The sequence below is a fragment of the Streptomyces sp. NPDC059454 genome, assembly GCF_042749965.1.
GTDB lineage: Bacteria > Actinomycetota > Actinomycetes > Streptomycetales > Streptomycetaceae > Streptomyces.
Map to the genome: position 1 here is coordinate 107,061 of NZ_JBHYVC010000002.1, position 25,223 is coordinate 132,283.

General features: G+C 71.1%; 24 protein-coding genes and 1 pseudogene. 8 read left to right on the plus strand and 17 right to left on the minus strand.

Translation table 11 applies throughout. The features are described from left to right. The first annotated feature begins 16 nt into the window (after window positions 1–16). Window positions 17–517: a carboxymuconolactone decarboxylase family protein gene (locus ACFXAE_RS01865; RefSeq protein ID WP_384706622.1), complete on the plus strand. Its 501-nt coding sequence runs from the start codon at window positions 17–19 to the stop codon at window positions 515–517. Between the two features lie 184 nt (window positions 518–701). On the opposite strand, the gene ACFXAE_RS01870 is transcribed toward ACFXAE_RS01865, so the two are convergent. The 12 genes from ACFXAE_RS01870 to ACFXAE_RS01925 form a co-directional block, all read right to left on the minus strand. After that, window positions 702–1,652 carry an ABC transporter substrate-binding protein gene (locus ACFXAE_RS01870; protein ID WP_384706624.1) on the minus strand — a complete coding sequence of 317 codons (951 nt, stop codon included), beginning with the start codon at window positions 1,650–1,652 and terminating at the stop codon, window positions 702–704. A gap of 1 nt (window position 1,653) precedes the next feature. Then, window positions 1,654–3,603: an ABC transporter permease gene (locus tag ACFXAE_RS01875; protein ID WP_384706626.1), complete on the minus strand. Its 1,950-nt coding sequence runs from the start codon at window positions 3,601–3,603 to the stop codon at window positions 1,654–1,656. Then, entirely contained in the window at window positions 3,603–4,841 is a 1,239-nt protein-coding gene (locus ACFXAE_RS01880; RefSeq protein ID WP_384706628.1) for a glycine betaine/L-proline ABC transporter ATP-binding protein, read from the minus strand. Before ACFXAE_RS01880 ends, ACFXAE_RS01875 begins: the two co-directional genes overlap by 1 nt. Further along, window positions 4,841–6,394 (minus strand): GMC family oxidoreductase, encoded by a 1,554-nt coding sequence (locus tag ACFXAE_RS01885; protein ID WP_384706630.1) that lies wholly within the window; start codon window positions 6,392–6,394, stop codon window positions 4,841–4,843. The genes ACFXAE_RS01880 and ACFXAE_RS01885 overlap by 1 nt, the downstream gene beginning before the upstream one ends. 93 nt (window positions 6,395–6,487) lie before the next feature. Next, a complete protein-coding gene (locus tag ACFXAE_RS01890; RefSeq protein WP_384706632.1) occupies window positions 6,488–8,008 on the minus strand; it encodes an aldehyde dehydrogenase family protein in 1,521 nt (506 codons plus the stop codon). A gap of 191 nt (window positions 8,009–8,199) precedes the next feature. After that, window positions 8,200–9,216 carry a hypothetical protein gene (locus ACFXAE_RS01895; RefSeq protein WP_384706634.1) on the minus strand — a complete coding sequence of 339 codons (1,017 nt, stop codon included), beginning with the start codon at window positions 9,214–9,216 and terminating at the stop codon, window positions 8,200–8,202. Between the two features lie 10 nt (window positions 9,217–9,226). Further along, complete coding sequence (locus ACFXAE_RS01900) at window positions 9,227–9,580, minus strand: hypothetical protein (RefSeq protein WP_384706636.1); 354 nt, start codon at window positions 9,578–9,580, stop codon at window positions 9,227–9,229. 2 nt (window positions 9,581–9,582) lie between these two features. Then, window positions 9,583–11,304 carry a hypothetical protein gene (locus ACFXAE_RS01905; RefSeq protein ID WP_384706638.1) on the minus strand — a complete coding sequence of 574 codons (1,722 nt, stop codon included), beginning with the start codon at window positions 11,302–11,304 and terminating at the stop codon, window positions 9,583–9,585. A gap of 182 nt (window positions 11,305–11,486) precedes the next feature. Next, the gene (locus tag ACFXAE_RS01910) at window positions 11,487–12,476 is read right to left on the minus strand and encodes a malate dehydrogenase (RefSeq protein ID WP_085572355.1); all 990 of its coding nucleotides are present in this window, start codon (window positions 12,474–12,476) and stop codon (window positions 11,487–11,489) included. A 434-nt stretch (window positions 12,477–12,910) separates the two neighbouring features. Beyond that, window positions 12,911–14,092, minus strand: a complete 1,182-nt coding sequence (locus ACFXAE_RS01915) for a DUF2690 domain-containing protein (RefSeq protein ID WP_384706640.1) — start codon at window positions 14,090–14,092, stop codon at window positions 12,911–12,913. 519 nt (window positions 14,093–14,611) lie between these two features. Continuing rightward, complete coding sequence (locus ACFXAE_RS01920) at window positions 14,612–15,118, minus strand: DUF3017 domain-containing protein (RefSeq protein WP_384706642.1); 507 nt, start codon at window positions 15,116–15,118, stop codon at window positions 14,612–14,614. Further along, a complete protein-coding gene (locus tag ACFXAE_RS01925; protein ID WP_384706644.1) occupies window positions 15,108–15,962 on the minus strand; it encodes a bifunctional methylenetetrahydrofolate dehydrogenase/methenyltetrahydrofolate cyclohydrolase in 855 nt (284 codons plus the stop codon). The genes ACFXAE_RS01920 and ACFXAE_RS01925 overlap by 11 nt, the downstream gene beginning before the upstream one ends. Before the next feature lie 283 nt (window positions 15,963–16,245). Here ACFXAE_RS01925 and ACFXAE_RS01930 point away from each other — a divergent pair, with 283 nt between their 5' ends. Beyond that, on the plus strand, window positions 16,246–16,809 hold the full coding sequence (locus ACFXAE_RS01930; RefSeq protein WP_384706646.1) for a hypothetical protein: 564 nt from the start codon (window positions 16,246–16,248) through the stop codon (window positions 16,807–16,809). Between the two features lie 125 nt (window positions 16,810–16,934). Here the strand turns inward: ACFXAE_RS01930 and ACFXAE_RS01935 are convergent, their stop codons facing one another. Then, the gene (locus ACFXAE_RS01935; RefSeq protein ID WP_384706648.1) at window positions 16,935–17,966 is read right to left on the minus strand and encodes an ArsR family transcriptional regulator; all 1,032 of its coding nucleotides are present in this window, start codon (window positions 17,964–17,966) and stop codon (window positions 16,935–16,937) included. A 309-nt stretch (window positions 17,967–18,275) separates the two neighbouring features. Between ACFXAE_RS01935 and ACFXAE_RS01940 the strand changes: the two genes are divergently transcribed. Together ACFXAE_RS01940 and ACFXAE_RS01945 are read left to right on the plus strand one after the other, a co-directional pair. Then, window positions 18,276–19,016, plus strand: a complete 741-nt coding sequence (locus ACFXAE_RS01940; RefSeq protein WP_384706650.1) for an FHA domain-containing protein — start codon at window positions 18,276–18,278, stop codon at window positions 19,014–19,016. Then, window positions 19,013–19,948, plus strand: a pseudogene (locus ACFXAE_RS01945) (serine/threonine-protein kinase); the annotation flags it as partial. The gene ACFXAE_RS01940 and the pseudogene ACFXAE_RS01945, both read left to right, overlap by 4 nt. A gap of 28 nt (window positions 19,949–19,976) precedes the next feature. Here ACFXAE_RS01945 and ACFXAE_RS01950 read toward each other — a convergent pair. The 4 genes from ACFXAE_RS01950 to ACFXAE_RS01965 all read right to left on the minus strand — a co-directional run bounded on the left by ACFXAE_RS01950 (window position 19,977) and on the right by ACFXAE_RS01965 (window position 23,171). Then, on the minus strand, window positions 19,977–21,059 hold the full coding sequence (locus ACFXAE_RS01950; protein WP_384706881.1) for an IS630 family transposase: 1,083 nt from the start codon (window positions 21,057–21,059) through the stop codon (window positions 19,977–19,979). A gap of 115 nt (window positions 21,060–21,174) precedes the next feature. Next, a complete protein-coding gene (locus ACFXAE_RS01955) occupies window positions 21,175–22,050 on the minus strand; it encodes an alpha/beta fold hydrolase (RefSeq protein WP_384706652.1) in 876 nt (291 codons plus the stop codon). An 85-nt stretch (window positions 22,051–22,135) separates the two neighbouring features. Beyond that, the gene (locus ACFXAE_RS01960) at window positions 22,136–22,339 is read right to left on the minus strand and encodes a DUF397 domain-containing protein (RefSeq protein ID WP_384706654.1); all 204 of its coding nucleotides are present in this window, start codon (window positions 22,337–22,339) and stop codon (window positions 22,136–22,138) included. Then, window positions 22,263–23,171 (minus strand): helix-turn-helix domain-containing protein, encoded by a 909-nt coding sequence (locus ACFXAE_RS01965; protein WP_384706656.1) that lies wholly within the window; start codon window positions 23,169–23,171, stop codon window positions 22,263–22,265. The genes ACFXAE_RS01960 and ACFXAE_RS01965 overlap by 77 nt, the downstream gene beginning before the upstream one ends. 122 nt (window positions 23,172–23,293) lie before the next feature. Here ACFXAE_RS01965 and ACFXAE_RS01970 point away from each other — a divergent pair, with 122 nt between their 5' ends. From ACFXAE_RS01970 to ACFXAE_RS01985, 4 genes are all read left to right on the plus strand, one after another. After that, window positions 23,294–23,500 (plus strand): hypothetical protein, encoded by a 207-nt coding sequence (locus ACFXAE_RS01970; protein WP_384706658.1) that lies wholly within the window; start codon window positions 23,294–23,296, stop codon window positions 23,498–23,500. Then, window positions 23,497–23,874: an ATP-binding protein gene (locus ACFXAE_RS01975; protein WP_384706660.1), complete on the plus strand. Its 378-nt coding sequence runs from the start codon at window positions 23,497–23,499 to the stop codon at window positions 23,872–23,874. The genes ACFXAE_RS01970 and ACFXAE_RS01975 overlap by 4 nt, the downstream gene beginning before the upstream one ends. Window positions 23,875–23,963: 89 nt before the next feature. Further along, entirely contained in the window at window positions 23,964–24,527 is a 564-nt protein-coding gene (locus ACFXAE_RS01980) for a peptidoglycan-binding protein (RefSeq protein WP_384706662.1), read from the plus strand. A 203-nt stretch (window positions 24,528–24,730) separates the two neighbouring features. Then, window positions 24,731–25,189, plus strand: a complete 459-nt coding sequence (locus ACFXAE_RS01985; RefSeq protein WP_384706664.1) for an ALF repeat-containing protein — start codon at window positions 24,731–24,733, stop codon at window positions 25,187–25,189. Window positions 25,190–25,223 lie beyond the last annotated feature (34 nt).

Below are 25,223 nucleotides of genomic sequence, written 5' to 3' on the forward strand. Positions count from 1 at the left end.
CTCCTAGGGTCGAGGCATGACGAACACCGAAACGAACCCGACGTACGCCGCCGAGCTGCCCGTCCGGCTGGAGTGGGCCCGGCACGCCCCCGAGGTGTACAAGGCGATGATCCGGCTGGACTCCGCGGCCAGGAAGGGCCTCGACACCAAGCTGTACGAACTGGTCAAGATCCGCGCCTCCCAGCTCAACCACTGCGCGTTCTGCCTGGACATGCACACCAAGGACGCGCTCGCGGCGGGCGAGAGCGTCGAGCGGATCATCCAGCTCGGCGCGTGGGAGGAGTCGCGGCACTTCTACACGGAGAAGGAGCTCGCGGCGATCGAGCTGACCGAGGCCGTCACCGTGCTGACGGACGGCTTCGTGCCGGACGAGGTGTACGAGCGGGCCGCCAAGCGGTTCGAGGAGCCGGAGCTGGCGCAGCTGATCGCCGCGATCACGGTGATCAACGCCTGGAACCGGTTCGGTGTGACCTGCCGGATGACTCCGGGCCACCACACGCCGGGACAGCACGGGTGACGGCTCGTGCGCCCCGCCTCGGCGCCGGTTCGTGCCCGAGGAGGTGTACGAGCGGGCGGCCGGGCACTTCGACGCCGTCCGGCTCGCCCACCTCGTCGCGCTGATCACCGTCGTCGACGGCCGGAACCGGCCGATGGCCGGCCGGCGGCTCCCCCCGGGCTCCGCCGAGTGGTGGACCGGGAGGTCAGGACAGCCACTTCCGCCATGTGGACGCGTGGCTGTCCACCCACTTCCCGGCCGCCTCCCGCGGTGACAGCTTCTGCTCGGCGATCATCAGGGAGACCTCGTTCTGGTCCTCGGTCGTCCACGTGAACTTCTTCAGGAAGTCCGCCGCCTCGCCGCCGTGCCGCGCGAAGTCCGCGTTGAGGTACTTCTGCAGCGGGGTCACCGGGTAGGCGCAGGCGACCTCCGCCGGGTCGGCGTCGCAGCCCTCCTCGTACGCGGGCAGCTCCACCTCGGTCATCGGCACCTTCTCGGACAGCCACTGGGGTGTGTACCAGTAGGTCAGGAAGGGCTTCTTCTCCTTGGCGAACTGCTTGATCTGGGTGATCTGCGCGGCCTCGGAGCCGGCGAACACCACCCGGTAGTCCAGCTTCAGGTTCTTCACCAGCGCCTTGTCGTTGGTGACGTAGGACGGTGAGCCGTCCATCAGCTGGCCCTTGCCGCCGCTCTCCGGGGTGCGGAACCGCTCGGCGTACTTGTTGAGGTTCTTCCAGTCCGTGACGTCGGGGTGCTGCTCGGCGAAGTACGTCGGCACGAACCAGCCGATGTGCCCGGTGACACCGAGGTCGCCGCCGTTCACGATCGTCTTCTTGTCGTCGACGTACCGCTGCTCCTGTTCGGGGTGCCCCCAGTCCTCCAGGATGGCGTCGACGCGGCCCTGGCTGAGCGCGTCCCACGCGGGCACCTCGTCGACCTGGACGGTGTCGACGCGGTAGCCGAGCTCGTGCTCCAGCAGGTACTGGGCGACGGCCACGTTGGCCTGCGCGCCGACCCAGGACTGCACGGACAGGGTGACCGTCCTGGCGCCCCGGGCGTTCGCGAAGGGGTGCGCCTGTTCGGTCATGTCGGCTGCGCCGCAGCCGGTGGCCAGCGCCAGCACGGCGACGGCCGCCGTCACACGCGTGCGGGTCATCTCAGGCTCCCTTCGCCGTACGGCGTTCGGTCGGCTGGGTCACCCGGTCGAGCATCAGGCCCAGGCAGACGATCGCGGCCCCGGCGACCAGGCCGGTCGCCAGGTCGCCCTGGGCGAGGCCGAAGACGACGTCGTAGCCGAGCGCTCCGCCGCCGACCAGGCCGCCGATGATGACGACGGCGAGGACCAGGACCACGCCCTGGTTGACGGCGAGCAGCAGCGCGGGGCGGGCCAGCGGGAGCTGGACCTGGCGCAGCTGCTGGGCGCTGGTCGCGCCGAGCGAGCGGGCGGATTCCAGGGCGGCCGGGTCGACCTGGCGCAGACCCTGGGTGGTGATGCGGACGACGGCGGGCAGCGCGTAGACGATCGCGGCGGCGACGGCCGGGGCGCGGCCGACGCCGAACAGGGCGACGACCGGGATCAGGTACACGAACTGCGGCATCGTCTGGAACACGTCCAGGACGGGACGCAGCAGGCGCTCGACGCGGTCGCTGCGGGCGGCGGCGATGCCGGCCGTGAAGCCGATGACGAGCGTCACGGCGACGGCGGCGAGAACCTGCGACAGCGTGTCCAGCGACGGCTTCCACACGCCGAGCACCCCGATCGCGGTCATGGCCAGGACGGCGGTGAGCGCGGTGCGCCAGGTGCCGATCAGCCAGGCCGGGGCGGCGACGATCAGGAGCACCGACCACCAGGGCAGCCCCTGCAGGCCGTCCCGGAGCGGGTCGAGGACCCAGGTGGTGAAGTGGCCCGCCCAGTCGGCGGTGCCGCCGATGACGGGGACTCCGGAGTAGAGGTGGCCGGTCATCCAGTCGACGGCCCGGTTGACCGGCTCGGCGATGCCGACGGCCCATCCGTCGGGCCACTCCAGACGGTCCGCGAGACGTCCGGCGACCGCGACGGCCACGGCGGCGACCAGGGCGTACGCCCACAGCGCGCGGGCGTGCGGCGCGGGCGGCTGTCCGAGTCGCGCGCCGGCCGCGCCGGTCACCCGGTCGAGGACGACGGCGAGCAGCACGATCGGGATGCCGGCCGCGAGCGCGGCGCCGACGTCGACCGAGGCCAGCGCCTGGTAGACCCGGTCGCCGAGACCGCCGGCGCCGATCACGGAGGCGATGACGGCCATGGACAGCGCCATCATGATCGTCTGGTTGAGGCCGAGGAGGAGTTCCCTGCGGGCCAGCGGGATGCGGGCGGTCAGCAGGCGCTGGCGTGCGGTGGTCCCGAGCGACTCGACCGCCTCCAGCACCTCCTTGTCGGCGCCGCGCAGACCGAGCGCGGTGAGGCGCGCCATGGGCGGGGCGGCGTAGACGACGGTGGCCAGGACGGCCGCGGGAACGCCGATGCCGAAGACCAGGACGACGGGGAGGAGGTAGGCGAAGGCCGGGAGGACCTGCATGGTGTCGAGGACCGGGCGCAGGACGCGGTCCATGCGGTCGGAGAGGCCGGCGGCGAGGCCGAGCAGCGCGCCGAGGAGGACGGACGCGGCGACCGCCACGACCATGAGCGCGAGCGTCTGCATGGTCGGTACCCACATGCCGAGCAGGCCGCAGGCGAGGAACGCGGTGGCGGTGCCGAGGGCCAGGCGGAGACCGGCGACGCGCCAGGCGACCAGGGCGGACACGGCGGTCACTCCCGCCCAGCCGACGGCGAGGAGGGCGAGGTAGGCGGCGCGTACGGCGATGACGACGGTGTTGCTGACGTGGCCGAGGAAGTGGAGGAACAGGGGGTGGGTGTCCCTGTTGTCGATGATCCAGTCGCTGGTTCCGGCGAGAGGTCCGGAGACGTCGACGGTCAGGGCCTCGGGCCAGGTGCCGTTCGCCCAGCGGGCGGCGGCGAGGGGGACGAGGACCGCGGCGATCAGGGCGAGGGCGGCGAGTTTGCGTACGGCCGGGTGGGTGAGGATGCCCGGCGGGGACGCCTTCCGGGGTGTCGCGGTGAGCGTTGCCATCACACCGGCTCCTCGCCGGTGGTGGCGGGGGTGGCTGTTTGCTCGCGGCGCTTTGCCGGTGCCGCTGCGCCCGCCCTCCCCCACTCTCGGCTTCGCTCGAGCGGGGGGACCCCCGTCGCCCTGGGGGCACCTCCCAGGCCCTTTCGGGCTCTGGGGGAGGCACGGTTGCCCGCAGCCGCGTCGGCGCGACCGCCCGCGACTGTGGCACCTGCCACCACGTCCAGCAGCGCGCCCGCGTCCACCACCCCCACGCACCTGCCGTCGTCCATGACCCGGGCCGGGGTGCCTGCCCTGGCCACTGCCTCGATGGCCTCCGAGACCGTGGCATCCGGGCGGAGTGCCGGGCCCGTGCCGGCCTCTTCCGCCGAGGTGACGGGGCGCATCGCCGTGCGGACCGTCAGGACCTGTTCGCGGGGGACGTCGCGGACGAAGGCGCGGACGTAGTCGTCGGCGGGTGAGCCGACGATCTCCTCGGGGGTGCCGAGCTGGACCACGCGGCCGTCGCGCATCAGGGCGATGCGGTCGCCGAGCTTCAGTGCTTCCTGGAGGTCGTGGGTGATGAAGACCATCGTGCGGCCCTCCTCGCGGTGCAGCCGCACCACCTCCTCCTGCATGTCCCGCCGGATGAGCGGGTCCAGCGCGCTGAACGGCTCGTCGAAGAGGAGGACCTCGGGGTCGACGGCGAGCGCGCGGGCAAGGCCGACACGCTGGCGCTGGCCGCCGGAGAGCTGGGCGGGTCTGCGCTGCTCCATGCCCTCCAGGCCGACCTTGGCGACCACCTCGGCGGCCCGCTCCCGGCGTTCCGCCTTCCCCACGCCCTGGATCTCCAGGCCGTAGGCGACGTTGTCGAGGACGGTGCGGTGCGGCAGCAGGCCGAAGTGCTGGAAGACCATGGCGGCACGGTGCCGGCGCAGTGCGCGCAGCCGGGCCCTGTCCATGGCGCGGACGTCCTCGCCGTCGATGGCGATGGTGCCGGCGGTCGGCTCGATCAGCCGGGTCAGACAGCGCACCAGTGTGGACTTGCCCGAGCCGGACAGACCCATGACGACGAAGACCTCGCCCTTGCGCACGTCGAAGGAGACGTCCCGGACGGCGGCCGTGCAACCGGTGCGGGAGCGCAGCTCGGCCGGGTCGAGGGCGGTGAGGTCCGGGTCGCCGGGGACGCGGTCGGCCTTCGGCCCGAAGACCTTCCACAGTCCGTCGACGGAGAAGACGGGAGCGGTGCTCACGGTACTCATCACGCACCACCACCGATCAGGTCGACGGCGCGCTCACCGACCATCAGGACCCCGATCATCGGGTTCACGGCGGTCATGGTCGGGAAGACGGAGGCGTCCGCGATCCGGATGCCCTCCAGACCGCGCACCTTCAACTCGGGGTCGACGACGGCCTGTTCGTCGTTCACGGCGCCCATGCGGCAGGTGCCCGCCGGGTGGTAGACGGTGTGCGCGACCTTGCGGGCGTACTCGCCGAGCTCCTCGTCGCCGGTGACGTCCGGTCCCGGGGCCACCTCGCGCTCGAGCCAGTGGGCGAGCGGTTCGGTCTTCGCGATCTCGCGGGCGATGCGGATGCCGTCGACGAGGGTACGGCCGTCGTAGTCGTCCTCGTCGGTGAAGTACCGGAAGTCCAGGGCCGGTTTCACGGACGGATCGGCGCTGGTGAGGTACAGCCGGCCCCGGCTCCTCGGCTTGGGGATGTTCGGGGTCATCGACACGCCGTACGGCGGCCGTTCGTACCCCAGTCGCTCCGGGTGGTCCGTGAACGGGATCTGGTAGAAGTGGAACATCAGGTCGGGGCCTGCCTGTTCGGGGTCGCGGCGCACGAACAGGCCGGCGTCGGAGTCCATCGCGGAGTTCTCCGGGATGGGGCCGTTCGTCTCCCAGACGATCACCGACTCGGGATGGTCGAGCAGGTTCTCGCCGACACCCGGCAGGTCGTGCGCCACGGGTATGCCGAGTGCTTCGAGGTCCTCACGCGGACCGATGCCGGAGTGCAGGAGCAGCCGCGGGGAGTCGACGGCGCCGGCGCACAGCACGACCTCGTCGCGTGCCCTGACGAGGATCTCCTCGCCGTCCTTGGTGCGCACGTGGACGCCCTCGGCGCGGGTGCCGTTCAGTTCGAGCCGGTACGCCCAGGTCTCCAGCATCAGCGTCAGGTTGGGGCGCTCGTCCATCACCGGGTGCAGGTACGCCACCGACGCCGACGAACGCTTGTTGTTCTCCGGGTGGTAGGCGAGGTCGAAGAAGCCGACGCCCTCGCTGAACGGCTTCTTGTTGAAGCCCTCCACGCGCGGCACGCCGAGCGCGGTCCGCGCCGCGTCGACGAAGTCACGGGCGATGGCGTTCCGGTCCTTCTCGTCGACCGGGACGATGTTGTTCTTGAGCCGGGCGTAGTACGCCTCCATGGACACCGCGCCCCAGCCCTTGGCCCCCGCCCGCTCCCACTCGTCCCAGTCGGACGGCAGCGGTTTGAAGGCGATGAGCGTGTTGTGGGAGGAGCAGCCGCCCAGGACGCGGGCGCGGCTGTGCCGGATGTGCGAGTTGCCGCGCGGCTGTTCGGTGGTCGGGTAGTCGTAGTCCAGCTCGCCGCCGAGCAGGCCCATCCAGCGGCGCAGGGTCAGCACGTCGTCGCGGCCGACGTCGCTGGGGCCGCCCTCGATGACGGCGACGGTGACGTCCGGGTTCTCGGTCAGCCGGGAGGCGATGACGGAGCCCGCGGTGCCGCCGCCTATGACGACGTAGTCGTATGCGTGATCGTGTTCCTGGTCGTGTTCGTGGGTGTGAGGGGGCATCTGGGTGGTACTCCTCCGGGGACTCGGGACAGGTGGGGGAAGGGCGACTTCGGGGAAGGGCGGCGCAGGGGGCGCCGCCCGGCGGTCCGTGGTTCAGCCCGCGAACCAGCGCACCGGCTTCGGCGCCAGGTTCTGGTAGACGTGCTTGGTCTCGCGGTACTCGGCGAGACCGGCCGGGCCGAGTTCGCGGCCCACTCCGCTCCTGCCGAAGCCGCCCCACTCCGCCTGGGGGAGGTAGGGGTGGAAGTCGTTGATCCACACGGTGCCGTGGCGCAGCCGTCCGGCCACGCGGCGGGCGCGGCCCGCGTCGGCGGTCCATACGGCGCCGGCCAGCCCGTACTCGGTGTCGTTGGCGAGGGCGACGGCCTCGTCCTCGGTGCGGAAGGTCTCGACGGTGAGGACCGGGCCGAAGACCTCCTCGCGTACGACCTTCATCTCGCGGTGGCAGCGGTCGAGGACGGTCGGCTCGTAGAAGTAGCCGTGCTCGGGGCGTTCGGCGGACGGTGCGGGACGCTTGCCGCCGGAGCGCAGCACCGCGCCCTCCTCGAGCGCGGACTCGACGTACGCCTCGACCTTCGCGCGCTGCTGCTCGGAGACCAGCGGTCCGCACTCGACGCCGTCCTCGGTGCCCCGGCCGAGCCTGATCTTCCCGGCACGGCGGGCGAGTTCGGTGACGAAGCGGTCCCGGACCGACTCCTCGACGATGAGCCGGGCGCCCGCCGAGCAGACCTGGCCGCTGTGGATGAAGGCGGCGTTGAGGGCCTGGTCGACGGCGGTGTCGAAGCCCTCGTCGGTGGCGCAGGCGTCGGCGAAGACGACGTTGGGGTTCTTGCCGCCGAGTTCGAGGGCGACCTTCTTCACGCCCGGAGCGGCTGCCTGGGCTACCTTCGTGCCGCTGATCAGGCCGCCGGTGAAGGAGACCAGGTCGACGTCGGGGTGCTCGGCGAGCCGGGCGCCGACGGTGTGACCGGGGCCGGTGACGATGTTGGCGGCCCCGGCCGGCAGTCCGGCCTCGGTCAGCAGGTCGATGAGGGCGACCGTGGTGAGCGGGGTGATCTCGCTGGGCTTGACCACGAAGGTGTTGCCGGCCGCGAGCGCGGGGGCGATCTTCCAACTGGCCTGGAGCAGGGGGTAGTTCCAGGGCGTGATCAGCGCGCAGACGCCGACCGGCTCGTGCACGACGACGCTGTGGACGTCGGGTGAGCCCGCGTCGACGACGCGTCCGGGCGCCTCTCCGGCGACCAGGTCGGCGAAGTAGCGGAAGGCGTCGGCGACACAGTCGATGTCGACGCGCCCCTCCTCGACGGTCTTGCCCGCGTCCCGGCTCTCCAGCAGGCCGAGTTCCTCCCGGTCCCGCAGAAGCAGGCCCGCGACGCGGCGCAGCAGCGCGGCCCGTTCGGCGACGGGGGCGTGCGGCCACGGACCCTCGTCGAAGGCACGGCGGGCGGCGGCCACCGCGAGGTCGGCGTCCTGCTCGTCGCCCTCCGCGACCACGGCGAACGGCAGGGCGTCCGCGGGGTCGAGGATCTCGCGCGTGGCCCCCGAGACGGCCGCCCGCCACTCGCCCCCCGCGTGGATGGTGTCCCGCGCCTGGAGTTCCGTACTGTCCGCCATGATCGGTCTTCCGCCTTCCGTTCCTGTTCAGCACCCGTGGATCACACGGATGTCATCCACGGGACCGGGTGCGCCTGCCCTTCGGCCACCGGTGCATGCGCAATCGACGGCCGGAAGTGCTCTGGGTCACGGAACATGGGGGTGAAACGGGGCAAAAGGCTTGGGTTCGGTTGGGAAACCCCGGTTCGGGCCTACTGGCAGGTGGTGTTCGGGGGGCAGAAGTGGGCGGCGGCCGTCAGCGCCAGGTGCAGTTCGGGGTCGATGCCGTCGGTGGGCGGGCCGTACGCGGCGATCGCGTACACCTTGCCGTCGCCCGGCGCGCGGAAGCGCACGTCCTGGACGTGCCAGCTGCCGACGTCCGGCTCGCCCCGCAGGGAGTCGGCCCGGTACTCCAGCCGCAACCCGGAGACGCCGCCCTCGTCGACCGGCTCCAGGGCGACCTTCTCGAAGCCGTCGGCCTTCGGCGTGCTGTCGGACAGGAACAGGTCGAAGGACTCCTCGGGCGAGGACTCCGCGACCTCGTACACCTGGAGGCGGCGGTAACCGTCGGCGCTGCGGTAGTTGACGACGTCCAGGCCGTGCTGGGAGGGCACGGCCTCGCGCGTCCAGCCCAGCGGGCGGGCGACGGTGAAGCCCTCGGCGTCGGTGTGGAGCTCGTAGTCGGCCGGGAGTCCGGACGCCTGGCCGGAGGGGGAGTCCGTGACGCCCTCGGTGGGTTCGGCGGCGGCCGTGCCCACGTCCGACGGGCCGGGGGGCACGTCGCCGGTCGGTGTCGGGCCGGAGCCGGCCGCGTGGTCGTCGCGGGAGCCGGGCCCGCCGTCCGCCGCGTCGTCCCCGACGACCAGCGTCAGCAGCAGCGCCGCGGCGACCCCGACCGCGGCGGCCCCGCCCAGCACGCCCCACAGGAGCCGTCGGCCGGGACCCCGGCCGACGGGCTGCACCGGCTCGGCGGGCGGCCAGGCGGCGCCGTGCGGCAGCTCGGGGCTGGACCAGGCTCCGTGACCCGCGGTAGGACCCGGTACGCCGCCCGCCGGCACACCGCCCGTCGACACGTCGTCCGGCGCGGGCGCCGCGCTCGTCGGCGCGGCCGGAGCGGCCGGCAGGAACTCCGGACGCGGCGGGGGCGGCGGGGTGACCGGTGCGGCGCCGTCGCCGCCGTCCTCCCAGCGCTGGGTGTCCTCGTTCCAGTACCGCTGTCCCCCGCTCATCGCGTCCCTCTCACATTCCCAGCATTCCGGCGACGGCCCCCGCCGACGCGAACAGCGCCACGATGTTCTGCGCGTCCGTGAGCACCTCCCGCAGCCGCCCGAGGCGGCCCTCACCGGCCGTTCCGGTCCGGGTGATCTCCTCCTCGGTCTCGGCGAGGGTCTCGTCCAGCCGGGCGGCCTGCTCGTTCTCCCGCAGCCGGGCCAGGTCGCCGCGGAGTTCCCGCACGGCCGCCAGCAGTTGCTCGGCGGACTCGTCGCGCACCGCGGGGGCGGCGTTGCGGGTCTCGGCCCGGGCGTGGTCGCCGAAGGCGAACGAGGAGTTGTCGGCGCGGCCGATGCTGACGTTCGGCTCGTTGGGTGCCATCGCTAATCGGATCCCTTCTGCGGCTGCGAGCCGCCGGTCGTGGTCTCGGCGCGCGCGTGGTCACCGAAGGCGAACGAGGAGTTGTCGGCGCGGCCGATGTGCACCGCGCCGTTGCTGATGTTGACGATCTTCTGCACGAACTCGCCGGTCTCGTAGCCGGCCTCGGCCAGGGCCAGCCGCACCCCGCGCCCGATGCGGTCCTGGACACTCCTGAGGTACCGGGCGACGTCCATCTCCTGGAAGGTGGAACCGGCGGGCGCCGAGGCCAGCTCCCGCACCGAGAGGGCCGGACCGTCGGGCAGCGCGTGCGCGTATCCGCCGGTCAGCAGCCGCCACACGTACACCGCGCCCCGGCCGAGCGTCACCAGCGAGCGGCCCACGGAGCCGGGCACCAGGACGGCGGCACCGGCGGTCCGGCCGAGCGGGTTGTCGTTGCGGAACCGGTGCGAGGTGCGGTCGGCGTCCTTGAAGTCCGCGCGGACCGGTGTCAGCACGTGCGGGGCGATCTCCAGCATGAGCATCCGGCCCTGCGTGTGGACGCGCACGAAGACCGTGACGACCAGTTCCTCCTCCCAGCCGCCGACGCGGATGCGCAGGAAGTGCCGGCGCTTCTCGCCGCCCTCCTCGACGGCCCGCCCCCGGTGCTGCTCGAACTCCACCGGGCCGTAGGGCGCCTGGTCGCGGCCGAGGAGTCCTTCGACGGGCAGGAACACGCACTCGTCGATCTCCAGACGGCGCAGCCGGTCCCGTACTCCGGGGCCCGCGTACTCGGCGGGCACGCGCAGCTGCTCCAGCAGGGGCCGGATCCGGTCGAGGATCGCGCGGTTGCTGAGCGGCTGCTGCTCGCTCTCCTCGTCCGGCCGCAGTTCCACGGCGAGCACCCAGGTGTCGTACGCCGCGCCCGCCCCGCAGAACGGCCGCGCCTCGTGGTACATGACCAGCGGCGTGTGCTGTTCCAGCCGGATGCGGTGCATCAGCCGCCGGAACCGCTGTCCGTCGGCCTGCTCGGCGGGGTCGCCGGCGGCGTCCGGGAAACGCCGCGGGGACAGTTCGGCGGCGAGGGCGCGGGCGAACTGGTTGCGCTGGGCCGCCGTGCACAGGCCGATGCAGACGAGCACACCGATCCCGAGCCAGGCCTGCCACGGTTCGGCCAGGGTCGCGAAGGTGTCGGTGAACGATTCCAGCACGTCGTCCCCGCCGGACCCGTACGAGGATCCGTACCCGGAGTCGTCGTCCGCGCCGCCGCCGAAGGCGACCGTCCCCAGCGTCAGCAGGGCGAGCCCGGTGAGCACACGGCCGCTCCAGCGCGCCAGGAACGCGGCGAGCCAGCGGTACCAGGGCGGCTGCTCGGCCCGCCCGCGGAGCAGGGGTGCGGCGGCGAGCAGCAGGCTGGGCCACAGGAAGAAGGCGAGCAGGCCGCCGCTGAGCGGTCCGCCCACCACCCACAGTCCGAGGACGGCCGCCGCCCACAGCAGCTCCTGGCGCCGGGCGCGCAGCGCGTGCGCGAGGACGCGGGCGGCGTCGAAGCCGAGCGAGGGCGCGACGACGCGCTGCTCGTTGAGGTACAGCTGCTCGATGACCTGGTCGCGGTAGCCGGAGTCCAGGTAGACGCCCGCGCACAGCAGGCGGGACGCCTCGCTGGCGTGCGGTGGTGCGGGCGGTGGGTCGGACGGCGCCGGTGCGCCGGTGTGCTGTGGTTGCTTCGGCACATGGGCAGTGCTCACGCGAATCCCCCGATGCGCGAATCGGCGCGGCTGACACTCAAAGTGACGGGGGATCAGCATAGGGGAAGCGGGCGTCCCGGCGAACCGGATTGCCGAGTGGGGTCACGTACGGGGCCCCGGGCACGCGCAGGGCCCCGCGCCGGACGAACCGGCGCGGGGCCCTGCGGAGGCCTCGGGCCCGATCAGATGAGGCCGAGGCCGCGGACCGCCTCGCGCTCCTCCTCGAGCTCCTTGACGGAGGCGTCGATGCGGGCGCGGGAGAACTCGTTGATCTCCAGGCCCTGGACGATCTCGTACTTCCCGTCCTTCACGGTGACCGGGAAGGAGGAGATCAGGCCCTCCGGGACACCGTAGGAGCCGTCCGACGGGATGCCCATGGAGGCCCAGTCGCCGTCGGCGGTGCCGTTGACCCAGGTGTACACGTGGTCGATGGCGGCGTTGGCGGCGGAGGCGGCCGAGGAGGCGCCACGGGCCTCGATGATCGCGGCACCGCGCTTGGCGACGGTCGGGATGAAGTCCTCGGCCAGCCACTTCTCGTCGTTCACGACCTCGGCGGCGTTCTTGCCGGCGACCGTGGCGTGGAAGATGTCGGGGTACTGGGTGGCGGAGTGGTTGCCCCAGATCGTCAGCTTCCTGATCTCGGAGACCGGGACGCCGGTCTTCTTCGAGAGCTGGGTCAGCGCGCGGTTGTGGTCCAGGCGGGTCATGGCGGTGAACCGCTCGGCGGGTACGTCCGGGGCGGCGGCCTGGGCGATCAGGGCGTTGGTGTTGGCCGGGTTGCCAACGACCAGGACCTTGATGTCGTCCGCGGCGTGGGCGTTGATGGCCTGGCCCTGCGGCTTGAAGATGCCGCCGTTGGCCTCGAGGAGGTCACCGCGCTCCATGCCCTTGGTGCGCGGGCGGGCGCCCACGAGGAGGCCGACGTTGGCGCCGTCGAAGGCCACGTTCGGGTCGTCCGTGATGTCGATGCCCTGCAGGAGCGGGAACGCGCAGTCGTCCAGCTCCATGGCCGTGCCCTCGGCGGCCTTGAGCGCCGGGGTGATCTCCAGCAGGCGCAGCTTGACCGGCACGTCCGCGCCGAGCAGCTGGCCGGAGGCGATGCGGAAGAGCAGGGCGTAACCGATCTGGCCGGCCGCGCCGGTGACGGTGACGTTCACGGGAGTGCGGGTCATGGCGTTCTCCGTATGACAGCTGGCGGTGGGGCGGTCCCTGCCCCGGGGTGCGGGATCCCGCTCCGGCTCGTGACCGGCGTCCACCACGGTGATCGATCATCGGTTCGAATGATCGATCTCTTGGCGTCAAGAGAGATCCAGCGGTCAGGCTATCGCGCATCCACGGGCGCGGACCGCCGGGCTCCCTGTGGCCCGTCCCACAGAGTGACGGCCCGGGTACGCGGGCGCCCGGGCGGACACAGGAAGGGCGGCCGCTCCGCCCGGGAGAGGTGGGGGCGGGGCGGCCGCCGTCGGGGACCGACCGTGCCGGATTCCCGTGGGGGTACTCTCCGCGTGCCCGCCTTTTGCCGCACCATGCGCATCCCCACATTTTCCCCACATGCATGAGTCCATATGGACCCATACATGTGGCGTGTCGGGCCATGTGCGGGACGCTACTCGGTGCAGCCCTTCTCACCGGTGGCGGCCAGTACCACGCAGGCCTTCGCGTCCGTCGCGTTCTCCACCGGCATCATCGGGGTGTACGCCACCGTGTCACCGGCGGCGGTGATGCCGTCGCTCTGCTTCTTCGCCGTGCCCGCGCTGATCTCGACCTCGTCCCCCTGCGCACCCTGCGTGATGCGTCCCCAGGCCGCGGCGCAGGTCTCGCTGTAACGGACCTCCACCGTGGTGGCGCCGACCGTCGCGGTCCGGGTCGTGGTCACCAGGTCGCCGCTGCACCCCATGGCCTCGGCGTCCTTGCCCGCGCAACTGTCACCGCTGCACTTCACGCCGGGGGGCAGGTCGACACTGGCGGTGGCGGTGGGCGAGGGGGACTTCCGGGCCTCGTCCTCCTTCTTGTCGCCCTCGGTGCCGGTGACGTAGAACGCGGCGGCGATCACCACCAGCGCTCCCACCGCTCCGGCGATGAACGTCGACGTCCGCCGCTTGCCGCCGGAACGGCCGGAGCCGCCCGGGCGTCCGTGACCGGACGCACCCGGGGGCGGCGCGCCGTACGCGCCCGGCGTGCGCTCGCCCACGAAAGGCGGCGCGACCCCGGAACCGCGACGGCCCGGCTGCGGCGACCCGGCGGGGGCGGCGACCCCCCAGGAGTTCGTCCCGGACGAACCGTCCCGCGCGCTGTCCTCCCGCACGCCACCGGTGGCGTCGCGCACGTCCGAGGCGGTCGGCTGCGGCGGCACGCCCGGCACGACCCCGGCCGGCCCCGCGACGCCCGGCCGGACCGCGGCCCCGCCCTTGCGGGCGGGTCTGCCGCCCGAGCCGGCGGACGGGCCGGCGACCTCGCTGAGCGCGGCGCGCGCCTGCGAGATCCGGATCGCCTCCATCGTCATGTCGTGACGCATCTCCGAGCGGCTCCAGGCACGCTCGGCGAGCTCCCACATGGTGGTGAGGTGCATCGGATTGGTCCCGGTGACCTCGGCCAGGGCCACGATCGCGCCCTTGGGCGCGAGCAGCCGGCCGTTCAGATACCGCTCCCAGGACGTCTTGCTGTAGCCCGTGCGGTCGGAGACCGACGCGACGCTCAGGCCGCTACGGTCCACGACCCTCCTGAGCTGGCTCGTGAACTCCCTGATCTGCGGATCGAGTTCATCCGGCAAGGCCTTCCAACGAGGCATTGCTTCCCCCCTCTTCCCCCCGGTTGGTACTGGTTGTTCCCTCGTGCATGGTGCCCCTTGCCGAGTCCCCGTTGTGGCTACCCACGAGGATGCCGCCGGGCAGGGTCTCAGTTCCCGGGGCGGGGGCGCACGGGAGCATCAGGGCCGCGGGCAGGCACCGTCGCACGCCCGCTCACTCGCGGTCCAGTGTCCCATCGGTCGCCCCCCTCGGCCGAACGGAACCGGGCACCCGCACGCGGGACACCCGGACCGTCCCGTTTGTTCACGCCGGTCCACTGTCCCACCACTTCGTCGTACAACCGCATGTTTGTCAATACATCGACACCGGTCGGTCACATACGGAAGCGTCGCAAGGCTGTGCGGGGATTCCGGGGAGCGTAGCGGAACGGTCACTTCCGTGCCACAGCGGCCGGACAGCCGTTGAACAGGCCCTTCGCCGTGCAGGAGTGTGTGCACGGCGGCGGCCCGTCCTCTCACGGGGGTGAGGACGGGCCGCCGTTCGCGCGGGGTCGCCTCCGGCTAACTGTCGACCGTGAAGTGCAGTGTGTCCTTCAGGAACGGGATCTCCAGCAGCGGCTTCGGCTGCATCATCAGCGCCAGCAGCACGATCACCAGGCCCAGCCCGCCGTACGTGACGATGTCCGTGAAGCGGGAGCGCACCGCGAGCATGCCGACGTCCGGCACCAGCCAGCGCAGCACGGACCCGGCCAGCAGGGCCACGCCGACCAGCAGCGTGCCCAGCCGGAACTGGTCCAGCGCGGTCAGCAGCAGCCCCAGTCCGACCGTGAGCAGCACGCAGAGGATCGGCCACTGACGGGCGGGCGCGGGGGCGTCGCCGGGGGCCGCCCTGCCCCCGCCCTCGGGGCGCGCGGTGTCCCTGGTGAACAGGGGGAACCGGCGGGTGGTGCGGCGCGGCCTGCCGTCGGCGTCGGGCGCGCTGACGGGGTCGCGGACCGTGATCTCCCCGGCCCGCTCCCGCTCCTCGGAGGTGTCCGGGACGTCCGGGGTACCGCGCTCAGCCGACACTGCGCTCCGCCGCCTCGACCACGTTGACCAGCAGCTGGGCCCGGGTCATCGGACCGACGCCGCCGGGGTTCGGGGCGACCCAGCCGGCCACCTCGGCCACACCCGGGTGGACGTCGCCCATGATCTTGCCCTCGGCGTTGCGGGAGACACCGACGTCGAGGACGGCCGCACCGGGCTTGACGTCCTCGGGGCGGATCAGATGGGCGCTGCCCGCGGCGGCCACGATGATGTCCGCGCGCCGGAGGTGGGCCGCCAGGTCGCGGGTGCCGGTGTGGCACTGGGTCACCGTGGCGTTCTCGCTGCGCCGGGTCAGCAGCAGGGGCATCGGGCGCCCGATGGTCACGCCGCGCCCGACGACCACGACCTCGGCGCCCTTGATCTCCACGCCGTGGCGGCGCAGCAGGGTGATGATGCCGTTGGGGGTGCAGGGCAGGGGGGCCGGCTCGTTGAGCACGAGACGGCCGAGGTTCATCGGGTGGAGGCCGTCGGCGTCCTTGCCCGGGTCCATCAGTTCGAGGATGCGGTTCTCGTCGATGCCCTTGGGCAGCGGCAGCTGGACGATGTAACCGGTGCAGGCGGGGTCCCCGTTCAGCTCGCGGACGACCGCCTCGATCTCCTCCTGCGTGGCCGTACCCGGCAGTTCCCGCTGGATGGAGGCGATGCCCACCTGGGCGCAGTCGCGGTGCTTCCCGGCGACGTACTTCTGGCTGCCGGGGTCCTCCCCGACGAGGATGGTGCCGAGGCCGGGCGTGACGCCCTTCTCCTTCAGCGCCGCCACGCGGGCGGTCAGATCGGACTTGATCTCGGCTGCGGTGGCCTTGCCATCGAGAATCTGGGCGGTCATGGCCCCATCCTCGCGGATGACCGGGCCCTGGTTCCAATCCGCCCGCATTCCGGGCGGCCACGGCGCCCTCGGATCACGTATCACCCGTTTCCGGCCAAGATCGTGATGTTGCACTTGCACAACACATACGGCTTACGCCTGGACAAGGAAAGGAACGGTCAAGAACGATGAGGGCACAGTGCCGCGGGCAGAACCGGGGGGACGAACCGCATCTGTAGAACGTCCTCCGCGCCGAGTCTCGCGTCGTCCCCGCACCCGCAAGCGCAACGGAGGAAGAACCGCCATGAGTTTCGGCGACCCGAACAACCCCTATGGTGCCCCGCAGGGTCAGCCGCCCGGCTACGGCCACCCGCAGCAGCCCCAGCAGGGGTACGGCTACCCGGCGGCGCCGCCGGTGGGTGCCTACCCCGGCGCCCCGGTGCCGACGTCCATGCCGGGAACGGTGAGCACGGCACGCGTGCTGCTGTGGGTCATCGTGGCCCTGCAGCTCGTCGGCGTGGCGCTGTTCGCGATCAGTGCCGTAGGCGTGGAGGCCGCGAAGGACGACCCGACGCTGAGTGAGGATCCCGCGTTCGAGCAGCTCGCCGACTACTCGTCCGGCCTGCTCTGGGGTCTGACCCTGTTCGCGCTGGCGTGGGGCGTGTTCGCGCTCGTGCTGGCCGTCAAGTTCGGCAAGGGTGGCAACGGCGTCCGCATCACCGCGCTGATCTTCGGCATCATCACCGCCATCCTCGGCATCTACCCCTTCATCCTCGTGGGCCTGATCCACACGGTGCTGGCGATCCTGATCGCCGTGTTCGTCGGCAACGCCGCGGGCAGCGCCTGGTTCAACCGCCCGCGCTACTGAGGGCGACCGCTCCGAGCACACCACCACCAGGGCCGTGTCCCACCCATCCGGGGGGACACGGCCCTGGTGCGTCCGGGGCGAGCGGATCCGGGAACGGCGAAAGCGGCATGACGGTCGTCTCCGGCTCAGGCCGGAGTGCCCGTGGTGTCCTCGTTCGCCTTCCGCAGCGCGGCGCGCAGCACGGAGGCACCCGTCGGAGTGAGGGTGTGCAGCACGGACGGCCCGTTCCGGACGGTGGTGACGAGGCCCGCGTCGCGCAGGGCGGTGGCGTGTCTGCTCGCGGCGGACGCCGAGACGCCGGCGGCGCGCGCGATCTCACCGGTCGTCGCACCGGTCGACGCGGCGTGCAGGGCGATCGCACGAGCGCGCCCGAGCAGGTTGCTCAGGGACCGCCCCGGACCGCCGGCGTCACCGGGACCGTCTGGCCCGGCCGGTTCATGGAGCAGCGAGTACCGGAGCACCGGCGGCAGCTCGGGATCCGCGAAGGCGACCGGCTCTCCCCAGTTGAAGTAGGAGGGGACGAGCGTGATCCCACGGCCGTTCAGGTACAGGTCGCGGTCTGCCGCCTGCTTGGGATACCTGACCTCCAGGACGGGAGGACGCCAGCGCATCATCGGCCCGAGGCCGGCGAGCATGCCTTCCACACCTCCGTCCAGCAGCCCGCGGCGGCGCACTGCCCGCTCACCCTCGATACGGGCCTGCACCTGCTCCTTGTACGGGACGACGACAGCCTCGCAGTACGCGTGGAGCATCCCCACGAACTCCCTGCGCTCCTCGAGCCCGGCCAACCGCGCGGCCCACAAAGGCGCTCCGACGGTCCGGTCGAGGATGGTCATCTCCTCACGGACGCGCCTCGGTGAAGTGGCCAGCATGGCCTCGACCCCGGAGTCCCAGCCGCCCATGCCCTGGGCCGGCGTCAGGAAGTCCGGGAAGTACGCGGCCCTCGGGTACAGCGGGAGGAGCACGCCGCGTACGAGGCGCTCCAGCCCCTGCCCCTGCATCCGCTCCCGCGCCGTGCGATACCACGCGGCATAGGCCCAACGCCCTCTCCGGCTCTGCAACCGGTGCAGGCTGGCAGCGACTTCCCAGAGAGGGTCCGGGGCTGCGGCGATCTTGGTCCTGCCCAGGTCGGCGTCGCTGAAATGGATGCGGAGCATCTCGTTCCCCCCTATGGACTGAGCTTTTGCTCTGCAGCGCAACGGCATGGCCGGACGTCGTCGGATGAGCGATCGTAGGAGGCGGGAATCAACGGACCCTATACAAAGGCTCAACAAGCTTGCTGAAGGGTTTCTGCCGAGTGCGGGACATCGCGTTCTCCCTCACAGGGCTCGGCTTTCACCCTCAGCCCCGACAGCACGGCCCGGCCCCGCCGTCTCTCGACAACCATCCGAAAAGACCGACCGATCCGGAAGGGAGATGTTTTCAGGCCGTGTGACCGTAATGGATCCGACAGGGGGAACGAATCCATGTACAGCGTCATCGTCGTGCCGCCGGCCTGCGCAAGACCGGCCGACCAGATCAGGATCGCCACCGGTGAGCAGGTCGCCTTCGGCCGGGGCGAGAAGGCCCACGGCCTCACCATCGCGCACGAGGGGGTGCCCCGGACCGCCGGGGAGATCACCGCGCACCGGAACTTCTGGCTGCTGAACAACCGCAGCGAGGACCAGACGTACGTCGTCGAGAACCCGGAGGGCGCCGGCGAGCACATCAAGGTCGCGCCGGGCCGTATGGACGCACCGGTACCGTTCGAGTTCGCCCGTGTCGTCCTGCCCGCCGCTGGGGACCTGCTGACCTTCGACGTCTGGGCGCCGCGACACACCTTCCGCAGCGCCACCCGGCACGAAGTCCCTGGCGCTCTCACCACTCCGGCGTTCACGCTCGACCGCACCAGGCGGTACTTCGCGGTGCTGGCCGCCCTGTGCGAACCCCGCCTGCGTGGCGAGCCGCACGCTCCCCTGCCGACCGTCGAGCAACTCGTCGAGCGGCTGGCCCCGGTCTGGCCGACGGTCAACCGCTCCACCGTCTACTGGAACATCGACTACCTCGCACTCAAGCTGCGGCTGCGACCGAGCCCCGACACGGCGCAGCCGGGTCAGCGCCTGAGCGGCAAGAAGGAATCCCTCGTGTCGCTGGCACTCCGCTTCGATCTGCTCCGCGAGGACGACCTTGTCGTGCTCGCCGCGCACACGGGCAAGGTGCGGCTGTGACCGGCGGCCGGCCGCACACCGTCGCTGTCCCGGGGGGTTACCGGATCGGGCGCTGGGAGGTCGGCGAGCCCCTGGGCTCGGGTGCGTTCGCCACCGTCCACGCCGGACGGCTCGTCGAAGAGGGCCCGGCGGAACTCCCCCGCCGAGCGGCGTTGAAGGTCCTGCCCACCGGCACCCGCACCCGTAGCCGACGGCATCACGCGCGTGAACCGGCCGAGCGTGAAATCGACTTCCTCAGCCGGCTCCACTCGCCACGGCTGGTCCGGATGTACGAGAGCCTCACCGTGGACGACCCGGACCACCCGGAGCTCGACGGTGCCACCGTGCTCGTACTGGAACGGGCCGAGCGGTCACTGGACGTCCTACCGCGTCCGGTCCCGTCGCCCGGTGCCGTGCTCAGGCAGATCTGTGAGGGGCTGGCGCACGTGCACCGGGCGGGGTGGGTGCACGGTGATCTGAAGCCGGCCAACGTGCTGCTGATGCCGGACGGTTCGGTACGGCTCGCCGACTTCCACACGGCCGCCGAGCTGGAGGGCACCCACGCCTACGCCCCCGCGTTCGCCACCCCGGACTACACCCCGCCCGAACTTCTCTGGCCGGAGACCGACGCGCGGGGCACCCTGATCCGCCCCACCGCCGACATCTGGGCCTTCGGCGTGCTGGCCCACGTCGTCCTCGCGGGTTCGTTCCCGCTGCCGGGCGACACCACGGAGGCGCGCGGCGACGCGGCGACGCGCTACGCCCGTGGCGCGGAGGAGCTGCGGCTCTCCTCCGGACTCCCCGAGGAATGGCGGGAGATCGTACGGGACTGTCTGGCACCCTCCCCCGAGGACCGGACCGCGGACACGGCGGTGCTGCTGCGTCGCGTGGAGCGGGCCGCGGGCACCTCGCGCCCACCCCGGTTGCCCCGGTGGAAACCCCGGCGGCGGCGCGCCCTGCGCAAGGCGGGCTAGTGCCGCATCAGGCAACGTTCGCCCTGTTGACCACGGTTCGTAGCTGCTGGTCGTCAGCGTGGCGGTTTCGCCAGATGATGTAGCGGCGGATCATGCTGCCCTGTTCTTTGTGGCTGGGATGGTCGGTGCCGTCGAGGGTGAAGTAGCGCAGGGCGGTGAATTGGGCCTCGATGCGGTTCAGCCAGGAGGAGTTGGTCGGGATGCAGGCGATCTCGACGTTGTTGACCTCGGCCCAGTCCGCCACCCGGCGGCACCGCTTGGTGGTCAGGTGCGGGGAGTAGTTGTCGCACACGATCGCCAGGCGGACTGTCTGCGGATGGAGGGTGCGCAGGTAACGGCAGAACTCCAGGAACTTCAACCGGTTCTTGGTCTTCTTGATGTGGCCGTAGAGCTTGTCCTTGGCCAGGTCGTAGGCGGCGAACAGGTGCCGCACCCCGTGGGGGCGGGTGCAAGTCGCGCGCCGCCTGGCCCTGGGCTCACGGTCGGGGTCATTGTGTTTGCCGTCGCGCTCGGCCCACTGGCGTCCCGGGTGGGGTTGGAGGCTCAGGGGCCCGAACTCATCCAGACAGAACACCACTTCCGGTTCGCCGTCGTCGGCAATGACCTCGCCATCGGCGATCGCGTACAGGTGCTCGACCCGTGCCTTCTTGGTCGCGTGGTCCGGATTGCGAGAGGTCTTCCAGGTCTTCACTCGTTGAAAGGAGACGCCTTCCTCACGGAGCAGGATGCGCAGGCCCTCGTGGCTGATGTCGTCGACCACCCCCTCGGCAACCAGGAAGTCCGCCGGCTTGGCCAGGCTCCAAGTCGAGAACGGCAGGCCGTGCTCGGTCGGCTTGGGCATGGCGATCTTCTTGATCTCGCGCCGCTCGGGCAGTGTGAAGGTCTTCGGCCGACCGCCTTTGTACTTCGGGCAGAGGGAGTCGAAGCCGTCGGTGTTGAAGTTGTGGATCACGTCCCGGACCCGGTCCGCGCTGGTGAACGTCACCTCGGCGATCTTCATCACGGGCATGCCCTGCGCGGACAACAGCACCATCTGTGCCCGCCGCCAGGTCACCACCGACCGGGTACCCCTGCGGATGATCCGCAACAGCTGTCTGCCTCCGTCACCGTCGATCTCCCGTACCCGCACCCGTAACAGCTTGACGGGGATCGGCCGTCCGGCACAGCGCACACCTCACGTCCCGGCACTGCCATGAGCCGGCCGCCTACCGGTCGGTCGTGGCCTTCTCAAGAAGCGAAGTGAGGATCGACTCGGAATGTGTCCACAGCAACGCGCCGCCGATTCCCGGTACGACACGGTGGTTCGCACCGGGGATACGGGTAGCGAGCAGTGCTCCCTTATCGGGCGAGTGGCTGGTGTCCCGTTCGCCGTACCAGATCTCGACCGGGACAGTGATCTCGTCGAGAGCGAACGGCCACCGCCCCATGGCCAGGACCGCGTCGCGGGCGTAACCAGCAGCACCTTGAACAAAGCCTTCGTCCAAGGCCCTGCGGTAAACCTTCGCGAAATCAGGATCCTGGTACACGGCGAGGTCGCACCCTGGACTCCCGTCCATGACCATGCCCCACATCCCATCCGCAGTGAAGCCCGCGAAAAACTCCTCGGCGCCAACCGGGTCGCACGCGGTCCGCTCGACCAGGCCACGCAGTTCCTCCGGCAGAGCGGAAGCGAACTCCGGCGCGGCGACCTCATCCGCGCCGGAGACGACAGCCAGTGCCGAGACCACACCCTCCTCAGCACAGGCGAGAGCGAACGGCGCGCCTTGTGAGTTCCCGACCACAGCCGGATGCCCCAGCCCTCGCAGCACGCAGAGTTGCCGAATATCACCAGCGAAGTCGGAGAAGGTCCGGCCGGGCGCAGGTGTTGAGGCACCGAGCCCCGGGCGGTCCACAGAGACAAGACGCACTCCCAGCGCCTCGACGACCCCTGCGCCGAAACCGAGCCACCGGCTCGTAGCCGCGCCCGGACACAACAGAACGGGAACCCCGTCCAACGGCCCCCACTCGGCCCAACCAAGCAACCGTCCATCATGCAGACGACTCTCACCGAGCCGGGCAGGATTGCCGACGTACGCAGTCATGATCCACATCATGGCCATGGACAGGACGTCTCGCACTCGACTTTCACCGTAGCCCTGTACAGGGCGAACGTTGCCTGATGCGGCACTAGTTCACGAGGGAGGCGACGAAGCGGTTCCAGGCGTCCGCCGCGAAGAGGAGGGCAGGGCCCTGGGGGTTCTTGGAGTCGCGGACGGGGGTGAGGCCGGGGAGGTTGTCGGCGACTTCGACGCATTCACCTCCGGTGCCGTTGCTGTAGCTGCTCCTCCGCCACTGCGCAGAGCTCAAGTCGATCCTGCTGTTGGACTTCATCCCGGTATTCCTCTGCCGCTGCCTCGATCATGGCCAGGGACGCCTCCGGCGCCAGCGCGGCGGCCCTGAGCAGATCGTACGACTCCCGGTGGTCCATCACGAGGGCAGGAAAGTCGATGAGCTGGCCATGGTGCACCCCCTCCGTGTACACCAGCGGCGGCGCGTCCACGAAGGTCATGATCCGCGTCGTCCCCATCATGAACGGATGGGCGTCCGCGGTTGTCGGAACGATCTGCACAATGGAGCGCGTAACCTTGACCACCTTGGCGATGTGCTCCAGTAGTTCCACCATGCCCGTCGGCGACAGGACTCGACGCCGGACAACCGACTCGTCCAGGATCGCCCACAACTTGGGCGGCATCTCGGCATCGAAGAGCGCAGCCCGTTCCAGACGGGCAGCCACCAACTCGTCGACCTTGGCGTCTGAAGCACGCGGCAGCGCCGCCCGCGTGATCGCCGTTGCGTATGCCTTTGTCTGAAGCAGTCCGGGCACGAGCATGGGGGCCCAGTCCTCGATCGTCCGCGCACGCCGCTCCAGCTCGGCGACATCCGCGAAGTACTCGGCGATGCCCGCCCGTCGCGCCTTGGCGACATCGTCACACCGGCGCTGGAAGAACCCATCGGTCCCCAGCCGCTCGTCGACATGCTTGGCCAGATCGATCGGCATCCGCCGCTCACCGCGCTCGATCTGGCTGAGGAACGAGAGCCCGCGAAAACTACCCTCCGCCAACTGCTCCAGCGTCAACCCCGCCTGCTCCCGCCTGTAGCGCAACTCGGCGCCGTAGAAGCAGGGGACGCTCGTCGACGCGTCGGGGTCCTTGCGTGCGGGCACAACCCACCACCTCCGTTTGCCGGTTGCCGTGCGCAATCCGAAGGCCTTTCACGGTACGCCGCCCGACGCCACTCTGTGAGTGATTCGTCACGGAACGCACAGGCCGCAGAAAGGCGCACGGCATGCACCACTCCGACGACACGGAAACCTGTGTCGAACAACTCCGCACCGCGCTGAAGACGCACGGCATCACGCTCCCCTCCCTCGCCGTGGACCTGCCGACCTTCGCAGGCGCGTACGCCGCACCGCCGCTCATCGCGCTCGGCAACTGCAACACGGCCACCGCCCGTGCCCTGACCGCCGCCCTGCGCAAGGCGGCCGGCCGGTGACCGAGCCGCTCACGCTCGAACTGCTCGCGCTCCCCAAGGCCGTACCCGAGGTTCGTCGGACGGTCCGCGAACACCTCGGCGCACCCTGCCCCGAGGTCCAGCTCTGCGTCAGCGAGCTGCTGACCAATGTGATCGACCACGTCGGCGAGGGCACGCCGGTGACCCTCCGTCTGGTCCGCACGGCGGACGGCCGTACCCGTGTGGAACTCACCGATTCCGACCCGCACGCCTGGCTCATCGCGCGCCACCCCGACGAGGACGACGAGAGCGGCCGCGGCCTGCTGCTGCTCGACGCGCTCGCACAGCGCTGGGGTGTGTGGCTGACACCGACCGGCAAGACAGTGTGGTGCGAGCTCCCGGAAGACGCACCCTGAAACTCTTCAGGTACCCCCGATCGCTCGCCCCGCCCAGCATGGTCACGGCGAAACGCCAGCACCACCGGACCAACGGGGAAGGAACCTCCATGTACCTCCGTACGACACGCACTCGCCTGGGCGCCGCCGCCGTCGCCGCGCTCGCCGCCGGTGCTCTGGCCGTGGGCGCCTCGCCCGCCTCCGCCTCGGCCTCCGGCGGATACGTCAGCGGCGCCGATACGTACACCGACGACTTCGGCGACGAGGGCATCCTGTCCACGTCCTCGTACAGCAGCTCGAACGCCACCTGCCTGTGGCAGATCATCCTCCTGGCGGAGGGCGCCAACGAGTCGGACGGCACCGACTTCGACCCCTCGGACATCGACGGCCACTTCGGGTCCAACACGCAGCACGCCACCAAGCGGCTGCAGGTGAGCTGGGGACTCGCCGACTCGTTCAGCGAAGCGGACGGCAAGGTCGGCCCGAACACCTTCGGCTACGCCGACAGCAAGTTGCGCTACCTGTCGGGCAGCACGGCCTCGGGCGGGACCCTGGACCTCCGTTACCAGGGGGCGAGGTACCACTTCGACGTCTACCGGACAGACGGAAAGTACCGGATCTACCACAACAGCGCGTGGCACAGCACGAGCTACACCTCCAACACCTGCGACTGACCCTCCGAACGGCTCGGTCCGCGACGCCACAGCGTGGCTCCGGCCCCGTTCGGCCGGGGTCACGCTGTGGTCGCACCGGCAATGACCAGGCGTCAGGACTGCCTTGATCCGGCAGTGATCTCCGACCGGGGGTTGTGAAAGGGTGTTCGGGACGACGCTCGCCCGTCTTTGTGAAAGCCCTTACTCACAAGGCAGGTTGGTCCATGAGACCGACCCGCGGTGTTCTGCTGGTGGCCGCCACGGCGCTCGCGCCGGCCCTCCTTCTCACCGGTCCCGCCTTCGCCGCCGACGCGGCGCCGTCGTCCGTCGGTGTCACGGCGGCGGCGGAGACGGACGACCCCGGCACGCCAGTGGACGAGATGTCGGACGAGGAGCTGCGCATCGCCATCCTCCGCATCCTGGCCGACCCCGACTCCGGCAAGGGCGTCAAGCGCGAAGCCACGGAAGCCCTCGAAACAGACACCCCGGAAGCCGCCCGCGCCTTTCTCGAAACCGGCTACCGCCTCGCCCGGGCCGAGGACGACCGCGTCGCCGTCGCCCTCATGCTGGCCGACCCGAACATCAGCGACGCGCTCCGCGCGGCGGCCGAGGAGGTCATCGACGGTACGCCCGAGGAGCTGCGGTACCTCCTCGAGGTCGGCCAGTACGAGGTGGACAAGTAGGGGCCGCGTCCGCCCGTCCACGTGAACGGGCGGA

Coding starts and splice junctions, on each gene's coding strand:
- ACFXAE_RS01955 (WP_384706652.1), bottom strand. CDS start 22,050: ATGACTGCGTACGTCGGCAATCCTGCCCGGCTCGGTGAGAGTCGTCTG.
- ACFXAE_RS01885 (WP_384706630.1), bottom strand. CDS start 6,394: ATGCCCCCTCACACCCACGAACACGACCAGGAACACGATCACGCATAC.
- ACFXAE_RS01970 (WP_384706658.1), top strand. CDS start 23,294: ATGCACCACTCCGACGACACGGAAACCTGTGTCGAACAACTCCGCACC.
- ACFXAE_RS01960 (WP_384706654.1), bottom strand. CDS start 22,339: ATGAAGTCCAACAGCAGGATCGACTTGAGCTCTGCGCAGTGGCGGAGG.
- ACFXAE_RS01935 (WP_384706648.1), bottom strand. CDS start 17,966: ATGCTCCGCATCCATTTCAGCGACGCCGACCTGGGCAGGACCAAGATC.
- ACFXAE_RS01925 (WP_384706644.1), bottom strand. CDS start 15,962: ATGACCGCCCAGATTCTCGATGGCAAGGCCACCGCAGCCGAGATCAAG.
- ACFXAE_RS01870 (WP_384706624.1), bottom strand. CDS start 1,652: ATGACCCGCACGCGTGTGACGGCGGCCGTCGCCGTGCTGGCGCTGGCC.
- ACFXAE_RS01895 (WP_384706634.1), bottom strand. CDS start 9,216: ATGAGCGGGGGACAGCGGTACTGGAACGAGGACACCCAGCGCTGGGAG.
- ACFXAE_RS01980 (WP_384706662.1), top strand. CDS start 23,964: ATGTACCTCCGTACGACACGCACTCGCCTGGGCGCCGCCGCCGTCGCC.
- ACFXAE_RS01890 (WP_384706632.1), bottom strand. CDS start 8,008: ATGGCGGACAGTACGGAACTCCAGGCGCGGGACACCATCCACGCGGGG.
- ACFXAE_RS01915 (WP_384706640.1), bottom strand. CDS start 14,092: ATGCCTCGTTGGAAGGCCTTGCCGGATGAACTCGATCCGCAGATCAGG.
- ACFXAE_RS01880 (WP_384706628.1), bottom strand. CDS start 4,841: ATGAGTACCGTGAGCACCGCTCCCGTCTTCTCCGTCGACGGACTGTGG.
- ACFXAE_RS01930 (WP_384706646.1), top strand. CDS start 16,246: ATGAGTTTCGGCGACCCGAACAACCCCTATGGTGCCCCGCAGGGTCAG.
- ACFXAE_RS01900 (WP_384706636.1), bottom strand. CDS start 9,580: ATGGCACCCAACGAGCCGAACGTCAGCATCGGCCGCGCCGACAACTCC.
- ACFXAE_RS01985 (WP_384706664.1), top strand. CDS start 24,731: ATGAGACCGACCCGCGGTGTTCTGCTGGTGGCCGCCACGGCGCTCGCG.
- ACFXAE_RS01865 (WP_384706622.1), top strand. CDS start 17: ATGACGAACACCGAAACGAACCCGACGTACGCCGCCGAGCTGCCCGTC.
- ACFXAE_RS01940 (WP_384706650.1), top strand. CDS start 18,276: ATGTACAGCGTCATCGTCGTGCCGCCGGCCTGCGCAAGACCGGCCGAC.
- ACFXAE_RS01910 (WP_085572355.1), bottom strand. CDS start 12,476: ATGACCCGCACTCCCGTGAACGTCACCGTCACCGGCGCGGCCGGCCAG.
- ACFXAE_RS01875 (WP_384706626.1), bottom strand. CDS start 3,603: ATGGCAACGCTCACCGCGACACCCCGGAAGGCGTCCCCGCCGGGCATC.